At 39.0% G+C, this 11,270-nt stretch carries 9 protein-coding genes; 4 read left to right on the top strand and 5 right to left on the bottom strand.

Annotated features, from left to right (window positions below):
• The first annotated feature begins 130 nt into the window (after window positions 1-130).
• The gene (locus AC07UV_RS07465; RefSeq protein ID WP_495183214.1) at window positions 131-1,069 is read left to right on the top strand and encodes a 1-phosphofructokinase family hexose kinase; all 939 of its coding nucleotides are present in this window, start codon (window positions 131-133) and stop codon (window positions 1,067-1,069) included.
• Between the two features lie 125 nt (window positions 1,070-1,194).
• Window positions 1,195-1,908, top strand: coding sequence for a hypothetical protein (locus tag AC07UV_RS07460; protein ID WP_495183213.1), 714 nt, complete (start codon window positions 1,195-1,197; stop codon window positions 1,906-1,908).
• On the opposite strand, the gene AC07UV_RS07455 is transcribed toward AC07UV_RS07460, so the two are convergent.
• The 5 genes from AC07UV_RS07455 to AC07UV_RS07435 form a co-directional block, all read right to left on the bottom strand.
• Window positions 1,905-2,906 carry a YihY/virulence factor BrkB family protein gene (locus AC07UV_RS07455; RefSeq protein WP_495183212.1) on the bottom strand — a complete coding sequence of 334 codons (1,002 nt, stop codon included), beginning with the start codon at window positions 2,904-2,906 and terminating at the stop codon, window positions 1,905-1,907. The two genes, AC07UV_RS07460 and AC07UV_RS07455, sit on opposite strands and share 4 nt — an antisense overlap.
• 97 nt (window positions 2,907-3,003) lie before the next feature.
• Window positions 3,004-4,287 (bottom strand): hypothetical protein, encoded by a 1,284-nt coding sequence (locus AC07UV_RS07450; protein WP_495183211.1) that lies wholly within the window; start codon window positions 4,285-4,287, stop codon window positions 3,004-3,006.
• A complete protein-coding gene (locus tag AC07UV_RS07445) occupies window positions 4,280-6,334 on the bottom strand; it encodes a hypothetical protein (protein ID WP_495183210.1) in 2,055 nt (684 codons plus the stop codon). Before AC07UV_RS07445 ends, AC07UV_RS07450 begins: the two co-directional genes overlap by 8 nt.
• A 98-nt stretch (window positions 6,335-6,432) precedes the next feature.
• Window positions 6,433-7,065: a response regulator gene (locus AC07UV_RS07440; protein WP_282254942.1), complete on the bottom strand. Its 633-nt coding sequence runs from the start codon at window positions 7,063-7,065 to the stop codon at window positions 6,433-6,435.
• Between the two features lie 13 nt (window positions 7,066-7,078).
• Window positions 7,079-9,325 carry a tetratricopeptide repeat-containing sensor histidine kinase gene (locus AC07UV_RS07435; RefSeq protein WP_495183209.1) on the bottom strand — a complete coding sequence of 749 codons (2,247 nt, stop codon included), beginning with the start codon at window positions 9,323-9,325 and terminating at the stop codon, window positions 7,079-7,081.
• Window positions 9,326-9,547: 222 nt separating this feature from the next.
• On the opposite strand from AC07UV_RS07435, the gene AC07UV_RS07430 reads away from it, so the two are divergent.
• Both AC07UV_RS07430 and AC07UV_RS07425 read left to right on the top strand, forming a co-directional pair.
• Window positions 9,548-9,880 (top strand): DMT family transporter, encoded by a 333-nt coding sequence (locus tag AC07UV_RS07430; protein WP_495183208.1) that lies wholly within the window; start codon window positions 9,548-9,550, stop codon window positions 9,878-9,880.
• Between the two features lie 53 nt (window positions 9,881-9,933).
• Window positions 9,934-11,229: a DEAD/DEAH box helicase gene (locus tag AC07UV_RS07425; RefSeq protein WP_495183207.1), complete on the top strand. Its 1,296-nt coding sequence runs from the start codon at window positions 9,934-9,936 to the stop codon at window positions 11,227-11,229.
• The last annotated feature ends 41 nt before the right edge of the window (window positions 11,230-11,270 follow it).

The following is an 11,270-nucleotide window of genomic DNA, read 5'->3' as shown; positions in this document are numbered from 1 at the left end:
AGTCATGGCATTAACGAAAGGAATTGGACTGTATTTGTTTGAAAGATATTCCACTACATTACTAGGAGTTATCTTTTACATGTTAACATATATTCAGCATAGGGAAAATCCTAAGTTTAATGAAAGCAATATGATGAAAAAAACTGTATTAACCATTACATTAAACCCTTCGGTAGACAAAAGTACAAGTGTTCAAAACATTGTTCCCGAAAAGAAACTGCGCTGCAATCCCCCAAAGTATGAAGCTGGTGGTGGTGGTATTAATGTAAGCCGTGCGCTCAAACGACTTGGTATATCTTCAAACGCACTTTTTACCTCTGGAGGAAAAACGGGCAATATGTTGGAGGGATTGTTAAAACAAGAAGAACTCGATATTACACCAATCCATATCAGCAGTGAAACAAGGGAAAACTTTATTGTGATAGATACGACCACCAATCAACAATATCGATTTGGATTTCCGGGTGAAGCCTTTACAGCGGAAGAGAAGGAAAACATTTTGGCTATTGTTGACCAATTAAATCCAATACCTGATTTTGTCGTCATCAGTGGTAGCCTCCCAAATGATGTTCCCGCGGACTTTATTGGATTACTTATCAATAAATATAAAGCAAAAGGAAGCAAAGTGATCGTAGATACTTCCGGAGATGCGCTTAAAGTTGCTTTGGAGGAAGGCGTATATTTGCTGAAACCAAATGCGGGTGAATTGGCCGCTCTTGTTGGAAAAGAAGAACTGGCTAGCACAGATCTGGATCATGCCGCCAAGCAAATAATTGCACAGGGCCAAGCTGTCCTTGTTGTCGTATCTCTGGGAGCTCAGGGAGCCGTGCTGTATACCGCAGCAGAAAAAATTCAGATGGTTCCACCACTTGTAAAAATACGTAGTACTGTTGGTGCTGGAGATAGTATGGTTGCAGGTATGGTATCCGTTCTGACCAGAGAAGGCACAACCGAAGAACTGCTTCGTATGGGAATAGCTTGCGGATCGGTAACCACTATGGCCGAAGGAACCGCCCTCTTTCAAAAGAAAGATGTGGACAGACTATATGACGAACTCAGAAAGTTATAAGCCCGTAGATAAAATACGCGCGGTTTAATTTTTAGAATAGCTGTTCAGTTGTAATAAACCTGTTTTCGGCCATTCGGGACGAGCAACGCTATAAGAAACTTTTTAACCTAATCTTTATTGTATTTATGCATATCAAAAACATTCAGAATCACAATCTTTTTGCATATCGAAGATTACGGCGGGCGATCGGTTATCTGGGCATCTTTCTACCTATTATCTTGGTTTTGCTGTCCTTATTTAAGTTTTTCTGCACCAGCATTCAACCATCCATCAGTCATTACTATTTTTCAAATCTGAGAGAAATTTTTACCGGAACTTTGTCTGCCGTTGGATTATTTCTAATCTGCTATAAAGGAAATGGAAATAAAGTCATTTGGAAAAATGATAATATCCTCACAAATCTTGCTGGATTTATGGCGATTGGAGTTGCCTTTATACCCACAGATCCAATTGGTAGCAGCTGCACGCAATGCACACTGGTTGCAGTTGGTTTAAAGGAACTACATTATGGGTTTGCAGCTGTACTTTTTCTGACGTTTGCATTCCTTTCCATCAATGTATTTACTATTGGCCAAGAACCAAACAAAGAGATTCCGATTAGTGTCATGAATGAAAATAATATTTACCGTTTTTGTGGCTATGGTATAATCGTTTGTATCGCTTTGATTCCGTTTAAGCTCTTTGGGTATGCAACACTTGTATTTGAGGCCATTGCACTTTTTTTATTTGGCAGTTCATGGCTTATTAAGGGACGTGCTTTGGGTGACAAAGGTGCTATAGGTGAAAAATTATACCGTGAACATAATACCACAGATACCGAAAAGGCGGGGGCGTTCTAGGTCTTGGGATCATCTACTGGGTCGGCCTCTACCCGCTTCTCCTCCTGTGTCAACGGAGCTGGAGGAATCTCACCACCAGCACGTTCGATTTCCTGAGTCTCCACATGTACGGCAAATTGAGCTGGTTCGATCGGAATCCCCATCACCGTTGCGTATTCTCTTGTATAGATGGCTCCAAAATATAAGATAGCAGCAGTATAATACACCCAAAGCAAAATCAAGACAAATGATCCCGCAGCACCATAGGTGTCCTGGGTCGCTGAATGTTCCAGATATATTCCGATCAGATAACGACCCAAAATAAACAAAACTGCTGTAAATAGGGCCCCTGCACGAACTGTCCGCCATTGAATATTGACGTCGGGAAGTACTTTAAAAATAATACTAAAGAGTAAGAATATAATACCAAATGATAACGCAAAGTTGATTCCGTCAAGCAGCACCACTGTCATGTCGGGAAAATAACATTGCAATTGTCCTGTAAGGGCCAAGATTACACCATTGATAATCAAGGTGACAACCAATAAAAATCCCAGACCAATGACTAAGGAAGAAGACAACAAGCGATCCTGAATCAATTTCAACCAGCCCTTCTTCGGCTTGGCCCGTACATGCCAGATTTTATTGATTGAATTTTGGATATCTCCAAATACACTGGTTGCTCCTAATATCAAAGTTATGCTGCTAATTAGCAGTGCCATGTTGGATTTGCCCGAGAGTTCGAGATTTTGAATAACTTCCTGAATCTGTTTGGCGGCACTGTTACCTACTAAGCCACGCAGTTCCATAAAGACCTTCCCCTCGATGGCATCTTCACCATAAAATATACCTGCCAGCGCAATTATTAAAACCAGTATTGGGCCGATCGAAAAAACAGTATAGTAAGATAAAGAAGCACTATATTTCATTGAATCTTCATTCAAAAATCCGGCAACTGAACTCTTCAAAATTCGCCAGTAGGTCTTTATCTTACTTCTACTTTTAGTCCTTATATCCATATTGATCATCTTTGTCAATAAGAATAAACCACCTTCCGGTAAAGAATGTTTTTGGATTTACAAAGAAACAGCGGAATACTAGTGTGACGCAACCCTATTATTCATGCGAATAATCCCAAATAGTCCCCTGAAAAACAAGCTGATTGGCGCCCGCGACTTTTAAGGTAAGATCCATATCCGAAGCGATCGCCTTCAACATTAAAATCGGAGTGACTTTTAAAGCATTCGGCCAATCCACAAGATGAATTGCGACATGTGAAAGACTATTGGTTTTCGTATATTTTGCCTGCATCTTGTCTATCGTTGAAGCCGTCGATAATATACTAAATTGACCATCATTTTTCTGAAACCACTGGTAAAACAACTTATTGGGGAGAAATTTAGGTAAGTTCTCATCCCCCCGAATTCCAAACCGAACATTTGGCACTTTACTTTCATAGGCTGTTTTTTCCTCTACTGTTTCAAAATTGTCATTCACCGCATAATTAATAATGGTATCTGTCTGTACGACCTGATTTTTTAAAACTTCGATATCAACGTAATTCCCATTCGCATGGGCCATAATCGAGTCTGCCGAAATCGGAAGATCAACAAGCATGTCTTTTAAAGCTGTCTTTAATCGTTCGTTTGGAAAATTGATCCAGCCTTTGCTGATGTAATTTTCGTTTACCAATTCCCGGACGAGATATTCCTGTGGAAAATTCCAAGTATCAGATTGGAGTTCACCTGCGATCTCAATACGGCTACCTTTCAGGTCAAATTCAATAAAATTTTTGGAAGAAATAGCACTATAACGCAATGATTTACGGGTTAGTTCGCTCGGGTGATTGATGAAACTCTCAATAGATACCCGCTCTGTATCCGACTGGATCAACTGGATCATCTCATCCTTCTTTTTATCGAGATTAAAACCCAGTCCCACCAACACGGTGTTACCCTTCCAAACAAATGCAATTTTATTTGTATCCTGATAAGCATAATTTACTCCCGGAGCGACATTATTTTCAATGGAATCAACTTCCAGCCCCTCTTTTAAGAATGTCAGAAATTGCTTCTCATCTTTCAAATCAAAAAAAGCATAAAAGTTCTTTGTCGTGTCTTCCAGAGAAAAAAGGAATACATTGGCCTTGATATCTATTCCATTGTCTTTTAGCTTAGTCAATTTTTTAGCAAAGTCCTGCCCTCCCTTCGGTGCAGTTTGCCATTTATCGAAAAATTGATTCAATAGGATATCATCCAGAGAAATCGTCAATAAAGCCTTACTCTTTTTATGGACTACAGACTTATACGACTGCTGTTGTCGAATGATGTAAATGCCACAGCCTATTATCACTAATCCTACGATAATACCTAAAGTCCAAATTATTCCTTTTTTAATCATTGTCAGTTATATCAATTGGGTTGTCCAGTTCAGGTTGTTCATCCGGCACAATGCCATCAAGCAGTTGGTTGATCATAAACTGTAAGCCATTGTTTGCGTTTGCTGGCAGTTCAAGTTGCAAATCAGTTTCCAGTTTATCGCCCACAATTCCTTTAGAACTCAAGGTAAAATTACCATAATTATTCAATTCTGCTAATGTAGATCGCCAGCTATTGCCCAATACGAGATTTAGATCTTTTGTCAGCGCTGGTATTTTCTTTGTTTGGAAAGCCGCAGAAAATTTACTTACTTTCATAAGTTTAGCAAAAGATTTATTGGGCTTGGTCGGATAGTTATCCTTGTGCAAAATTTTATTTAACTGTAGGCTATCGTTACTGATCATCACTAGATCTTCATTGAACAGCAGGTATAAAGGAAAATCTTTGCCATTGCCTTGTTTGATTTTATAGATCCCTCCCGCAAAGCTTGCATCAGACTTTGATACCGCGACATCCAATGCCTTTTTGATAATCCTTTGATCTTCGGATGTAAACATCCAGATAAAAGATACTACCTTCTCCTCCTTTGTCTTATTAACTTCCTTTAAGTCATAATTATCATCATAGTCGTAATCAACATAGTCGACCTTCAGATTAGTAATTCCATTGACAACGACCAAATTGTCCCCGGGCATTATTTTGGCAACAGCTTTTTCATCCAGTGCAATTTCAAGTCCAAGAGCCATCAGCTCAAGTACCTCATTCTCTTTTCCAAAATATTTTTTCAGGTTTTTAGTAAAAAATGCCGGTATTTCCTTTAGGTAAGCTTCGGTATTCACATTGACATTAAAATAACCTAAAGTTTCCTCTGTTAAATACTTTGCAAACTTCGGATTGGGCTTCCTTGCATACAATTGTTTAGTCAGTTTCACTAAATCTTTGCCCAGGGTTACACCGGTTTTAAGCGTAATTTTATTTCCCTGTTGCGTCAGGTCAAAAAACATGTCCTTATAGTCATTTTCCAAAGAGAAACTGCTTGTATGATAATACGCATCTACCATGGAACGTACAGAACGAAGTCCGTCATAGAGACCTTCAACTTTGGGTAGCCATACACGTGCAATATCCACATTCTTCAGAAAATGCGCCTGCTCTTGTGCAGTTATATTTGGATAGTTACCGTTCAATAACTGCTCCTGCTCACGCAGTAACCATTTTTCCAATAATATATTCTTAATAGAATCATTTCGTCTATTCACCTCCTCGAAAGCGGTATCAAGTGAATCATAGTTGATATGATTTTCATAGGCACTAGTATCAGCCTCGGTTACACTGGCATAGACGTCCAAAGGTTCTCCCTCCTCTTGCTTTACCTCAGCTTTTAATGTATCAAAATCAAATGCATCCCATTCCATCGTTGTAGAATCCATTGGTACAGAATCAGCACAATTAGCTGCTGCCTCGGCCTCATCTGCTGCCGCAGTGGCGGCAGATACTGCAGCGGCGGCATAATCTATATTTTCGATCCCATATATTGCGGCAGTAGAATCGTTGGCAAGATAGGTCGTACCAACCTCACCTTTTAAAATTCTAAACTCCTTTGCATTCCAAGCGAGCAATTGACCATCCGCGGTTCTAAATCGGCTATAGCCGTTCAAGGCGGGAAGCGAAGTCCCCTGCATATTCAACAACTTTTCAAAGCGGCTGACAGCATTGATCGGGACAATCAACTCTCCGTATAGCAAGCTATCCCTATCATTCCTGTAGTATATAGCCATTCCCTTCGAATCAACTCCTGTCTGCTGGAAATCCTTTTGCAGGTCAATACCCTTCTTTTCAAAATATTTAAAAAAACCAATCCGATCCAGCAACTTATTCAATGTGGAAGCTTCTGCGTATTCAACGACTTTAGCCAGATTAATAGCCACTACTGTATTCGATCCATCAGGTATTTTGGTGTCAAATCCCTGCGCTTGCACCGAACCAAAACCCAAAGACAACATAACGCCAAAACAATAGGGAAGCAATTTTCTTCCCGGACGACCTAATAAACTAGCTGATATAACCATATACATTTGATACTTTCTCTTATTTATCTATAGCATCAAATGTATCAAATGCAATAGGCTATTCTCATCCCTGAATTCAGGTAATTCACAGATTTCTACTAAGCTTCACGTATCAAACCATATTCTATAGCGGATTTGACCGCCGCAGTTACACTTTTCGTCTGAAATTTTTCCATTAAGTTTTTACGATGGCTCTCCACAGTATGGGAACTAATAAACAGGGATTCGGCAATCTGATTGGTCGTCAGTCCTTTGGCCACAAAGGTCAATATCTCCTTTTCACGACGTGTAAGCTTGGGAACTTGTTTCAGTCCGGCATCTGTTTTCTTATTGAGTATAACTTGGGTTTTCTCACAGATGTACCGCTTGCCCACCAAAACATCGGATATGGCGGTAATGATTTCATTGCCGGTGGCATTTTTTTGAAGATAAGCATCTGCCCCCTCATTCAAAATACTATTGATAACCGCCAATTCATTATGCACACTAAAGGCTACTATTTTCAGCTCTTTATGGGCTTCTTTCAGCCCCTTGACTAGATCTATTCCATTTGCATCGGGAAGATTGATATCCAATAACAATACAAGCGGTGCATCTGCTACAATGTTTTTAAATAGTTCTGCTGCACTTGCATACATACCCACAACTTCAAAATCTTCGTGGGAATTGATAATATTTTTTAATCCCTCCAACAACAGCGGGTGATCGTCTGTAATCGCTATCTTTATCATCTTAAGTTATTAATTAAACAACAGGCATTTCAATTTCTATGGTAGTTCCTTCGCCGATGGCGGATATAACCTTCATGTCGCCATGTAGAAAAGAAAGTCTTGACTGTATATTGTGCATGCCTGCAGAATGTTGTAAATCTATCTTTTCGGTATCAAATCCCTTGCCATCATCTTCAATAGTAATATGTAAACGTTCATTATATACAGAAAGTTGTATGAAGATATTGCTTGCTGCGGCATGCTTCAATGCATTGTTTACCAGTTCTTGGATTATTCTATATAAGGAAATCTGATGTTCTACACTTAATTTTGATTCAAATTGGATAAATTCACTTTCTACCTGACAATTTGGTTGACTCATCCGTGCGGCATAATCCTTTAAGGCTTCCTCTAGACCATATTTGACAATTAGGTCCGGCATCAGGTTATGTGCAAGTCGACGCAATTCATCCACAGCATCATCCAGCAGTTCGATACTCCGCGTAATACTATTCTTAACTGAAGGCTGTTCGGTGTCCCCATCGCTAATTGAGGATAAACCCAATTTCGTACTTGACAGCAATCCTCCTAAGCCATCGTGCAGGTCTCTAGCCAGACGTGTCCGCTCCTTCTCTTCCCCTGCCAACATCGCCGTCAGATTTTTGATGGCATGTTGCTGATTATTTTTTTCGATTTCAAGTCCATGCATGTGTTCCTTTTGCTTTAGTGTCTTGGAACGTTGCCAGTAGGCATAACACAATAAGATGACAGCGATTAAACAGCTAATAAATAACCAGATATAAATTGAATTCATGCGTGATTTAAAGGCAATCTCCTGCTTGGAAACATCAAGTTCCTGTAATCGTTGTTCATTCTCCAAGCGGCTTAATTGCAAGTCCTGTTCCTTTTTGTCACGCTCAAGCTGAAGTACTTTCAACTGTTGGGTACGGTTTAGTTCGTTTAATTTTAAATTTTCAACCAATTGATTCTGTCGGTCATTAAGCGCTTTCATCAATTTGATCTGCTGTCCCTTTTTCTCCCCCTCTAAACGAAGACGCATTAATTTTTGGTTTTGCAGTTCCCGTTCATATTTTATTTCAAGTTGTTTGGTTTTATCCAATTTATCCGAGTTGAATGCCTCCTCGAAAACATTAATATAACTTTTTTGATATTGAAATGCCTCTTCGTATTTTCCCTCTTCGACACTCACTTCAGCCAGTCTACTAAAAAGACTTAATCCCATCTGATAATCATAATGTGGCTCTCGCTGCAGGTTGTAAAGCGCTTGTTGCAGATACTTTTTGCCCTGATCCCGATAGCCGCTTTTAAATGCCTCGTCAGCCAATACACCATAGGCTGGAACAGAGATGGCATATTGTCCTGTTTCCTGTGCAATTTCCAAGGCCTGTTGGGCAAATGAAATCGCCTTTTTACTACCATTCTCCGGATAAAATTCATGATACAGATTAGCTAGATTCACCGAGACATAGGCCATATCTGTCGGATTAATAAGATTTTTCTGATTAGTTTTTGCTATTCGGTAAGCTTCCAGATAATGTTCTTCGGCTTTCTTCAAAAGTTGCTGATCTGTTCGGTTTGACCGATATTCCTCCTCAAATAGGTAACCAGCTTGCATATAGGCATCAAATAAACTATTCGTATTCTGACCTGCTTTCGCTGTCTCCAATAAAAGGTTCGTGTACTTCTCCTGAAATTCGTAATTCCGCTGATTGGCGTAAATAGCCGTCAATTCTTTATATATCGCCAATTTACGGGCTATATTCGCATCTGTCTGAGGGGCTTTTTCCAAAAAAGAAATTGCTTTATGAAACTGGGAAACAGCCTGATCCTCCTTATTCTGTCTTGTCATAATCCAGCCATCACAATAATGAATATATCCCTTGATACCGTTATCATTGATTATGGGAAGAACAGACTTTGCATGTTCCAGGTAAAAACGCGATTTCTCAAAGAGGCGATCGTTATAACTATTCATTGCCGCGATGCAATTTAAATAGGCATAGTATTGTTTGTCGGGGTAATTTTTGGCCAATTGAATATTATCATTGAGCAACTGACTTGCCAATGCTTTCTCATTGGCGAAATATAGCGCCTGCGCATATTTTCCGGTCAACAGAAACCGCTCCTTACTCCCCAATGGAAGATTGTAGTATGATTTCTGTAGCTCCTGCAACTGTTCTTGGGCATACAGCTGACAGCAAGAGAATAGAAAAACTAAGCATATAATAAAGGTTTTTAAAAAAAAACGAATATACCTCATAAAGTCTATTAATTCCCATTAGTGGATTGGTCAAACTTAGATAAATTTACCATTATAAACAATTATAATTACCGTCAAAATTACCCTGATCGCTGTACAAGCGCTGTATTTGTACCAACTCAATAGCTGCAATCTCCTAAATACAATACCATTGAGGCAAAGTGAATAGCAAAAAGTGTAGCTTTGCATACAGTACTTCACTAGATCAGAAAAGACTCGATAATGATAAAATATTTATACTTGTTTCTTGCTATTGCGGCAGAAATTTTCGCTACGACTTTCCTAAAGAAATCTGAGGGGTTTACCTTATGGAAACCTACCGCCATCTGTATCATTGGTTACATCATCGCTTTTTATTTCCTGAGCATCACATTGAAATACCTTCCTGTCGGAATATCCTATGCAATCTGGTCGGGGGTTGGTATTGTTGCCATTACATTGATAGGCATGATTTTGTTTAAACAGATTCCTGACACTCCAACAGTGATCGGAATGATATTGATCGTCGCTGGGGTAATTATTATCAATGTCTTTTCAAAAATGGGCGCACATTAGCTGATCTAAAAACTAAATGTGTATTTTTGCAACTTACATAAACTAAAGGATACGTGTCGTTAGAGAAACTAAAACTAAGCAAAAGATTGACTGCTACGATGACCGAGCTCGGTTATTTGGCTCCAAAGGAAGTTCAGAGTAGGTGTATTTCCAGAATTCTTGGCGGACAGGATGTTATTGCGATTGCTCCTGAAGGAGCGGGCAAGACCACAACTTATGTATTATCTACCTTGATGAAATTAAAATTCACGGATGATGAGGCACCTAAGTTTTTAATCTTGGCTCCCAATGAAGAACGCATCGACGAGATCGTTGAAAAATTTTACCAACTAAGCAAAAATAGAGATCTTCGTATTATTGGATTACGTGCAGGGGGAAGTATGGAAGAAGAAATAGAAGAATTAGTTGCTGGAAAGGACATTGTAGTTGCAACACCGAACCGTGCACGGGCAATCTATCTCAAATTAGCCCTCAATCTAAACCGTATCCAAACATTAATTATTGATGATGCAGAAGAAATCATCAAACAGGGCATGCAAAATCCTGTAAGAGAATTAGCAGAAAGTTGTGGTAAAGTACAACACCTGGTCTTCAGCACTGTTGAACATCAGAAGCTGTATGACATGATTGACAAGCATTTAAATGAGGATTATGCTTTGATCGAAGTGGATGAATTGGAGAATAAAACCATTGACACTTTAGATCTTTTATTGTACCATCTTCCCAATTTCACCACAAAAATCAATCTACTGAATTACCTTCTACAAGATAAAGAGGTTTTTCAAAAAGTGATTGTTTTTGTAAATTCAAAGCTTACAGCACAAAAGCTTGCTACTAGCCTATTTCAACAAGGGAAAGAGGAAATCGCTATTCTAAATCCACTATTTTATGATGATTTTGGCTTTGAAACAACAGCAGACTTTATAGAAAGTGAGCAAACTCGTGTTTTGATTATTGCCCGCGAAAATACCAATGCAGTTGATCTCGCAAATATTCCTTTTATTTTTCAATTTGAATTGCCAAATGAAAAAGAGGAATTTTTAAACCATTTAGTCAAAAATGACGAAAATGAGGACTCCGTGGTATTGACATTTACGACCGATCTGGAACTCCCTATGGTCAGAAAAATAGAACAGGCTGTGGGTAAGCGAATGGATGTACTGGATCTTCCGGAGGATCTGCAGATTTACAATCCTACAGGTGATAAAAAGAAAAAATCAACCAAGGAGGAACAAGAAGATAGTTCCCGTGGTGGAGCTTTTCACCAAAAGAAGGAAAGTAACGCCAAAACTTTCAATTATGGAGGTGGTGAAAAAGCAAAAATGACGATGAAATTGAAAAAGAAATAAATAAAAAAAGGGAAGTTTAAACTTCCCTTTTTTTATTAAAA

The organism is Sphingobacterium sp. GW821-FHT03E03 (assembly GCF_059420745.1).
Note: the sequence above shows the minus strand (reverse complement) of the source record. Positions and strands in the feature narration are given on the sequence as shown.

Excerpts from the sequence above, each read along its gene's own strand:
- AC07UV_RS07465 (WP_495183214.1), top strand. The coding sequence starts at position 131 with ATGATGAAAAAAACTGTATTAACCATTACATTAAACCCTTCGGTAGAC.
- AC07UV_RS07460 (WP_495183213.1), top strand. The coding sequence starts at position 1,195 with ATGCATATCAAAAACATTCAGAATCACAATCTTTTTGCATATCGAAGA.
- AC07UV_RS07455 (WP_495183212.1), bottom strand. The coding sequence starts at position 2,906 with ATGGATATAAGGACTAAAAGTAGAAGTAAGATAAAGACCTACTGGCGA.
- AC07UV_RS07450 (WP_495183211.1), bottom strand. The coding sequence starts at position 4,287 with ATGATTAAAAAAGGAATAATTTGGACTTTAGGTATTATCGTAGGATTA.
- AC07UV_RS07445 (WP_495183210.1), bottom strand. The coding sequence starts at position 6,334 with ATGGTTATATCAGCTAGTTTATTAGGTCGTCCGGGAAGAAAATTGCTT.
- AC07UV_RS07440 (WP_282254942.1), bottom strand. The coding sequence starts at position 7,065 with ATGATAAAGATAGCGATTACAGACGATCACCCGCTGTTGTTGGAGGGA.
- AC07UV_RS07435 (WP_495183209.1), bottom strand. The coding sequence starts at position 9,325 with ATGAGGTATATTCGTTTTTTTTTAAAAACCTTTATTATATGCTTAGTT.
- AC07UV_RS07430 (WP_495183208.1), top strand. The coding sequence starts at position 9,548 with ATGATAAAATATTTATACTTGTTTCTTGCTATTGCGGCAGAAATTTTC.